General features: G+C 35.3%; 1 protein-coding gene. It reads left to right on the top strand.

Annotated elements, in window-relative coordinates:
• Positions 1-775 (top strand): hypothetical protein (locus tag E1176_RS20150; protein ID WP_185152487.1); only part of this gene is annotated, 775 nt, incomplete at its 5' end.
• Between the last annotated feature and the right edge of the window lie 15 nt (positions 776-790).

Raw genomic sequence — 790 nt, 5'->3', positions numbered from 1 at the left:
TTGGGATACTTACCTTTCTACCCATTCAGGTTTTTATCTGCTTAACTCAGAGCAGCTTTCTGAGAGTCTTAAATCACATCTAGATTCTGCCAGTTTGTTTGAAAATGAAGTAAAAACAAACAAAGTCAATACTCCGTATGATGCTGCTACATATCTGTCGGCTTATAATCAATATATACTTCCAGAAAAATACAAGAGAGCTAAATTTAAAAAACCTGATAAACTTGGTTTTAAATTTGGCTTTCAGTCTAGTTATTTTACCTCCTCTCCGCAAAATCTAAACTTAGAGGAAAAATCACAGATAAACCTATTACCAACCCTCGGCCTCAGGGGGGAATTTGGTCTTCTCTCCCTCAATGCAGACGCGTCTTATTTCAACTCACAAGTTATATACGATAGACACACAATTTCATATAATTCACTTATAATTTCTATCTATTTGGATTTAAGAGTTTTAAATGACAGGTACAGTTCTTTTTACCTATCCGGAGGGTACAATATGTGGTATGATGTAAACTCTGAAGTTACTAGCACAAGAACAACACCCACTGGCGATACATTCTTTGAGACAAATTCATTACAAAATAAAGCCAGCGCTTACATTGGGGGCACTTACATACGGAAGTTAAGCAAGAATAGACGTATAGTATTTACCTACAACTACTTAAGTACCTACGGTGAGATAGAAAGAATCGACCCTTTAAGTATAGCTCCAAATTTAGTAGACTTTTCATATCATAAAATTGGAATCACATACATGGCTATGTTTTTCTAGCCCTTATCTCTGATA

The sequence above is a fragment of the Fulvivirga aurantia genome (genome assembly GCF_009711475.1).
In the GTDB taxonomy this organism is placed as follows: domain Bacteria; phylum Bacteroidota; class Bacteroidia; order Cytophagales; family Cyclobacteriaceae; genus Fulvivirga; species Fulvivirga aurantia.
Note: the sequence above shows the minus strand (reverse complement) of the source record. Positions and strands in the feature narration are given on the sequence as shown.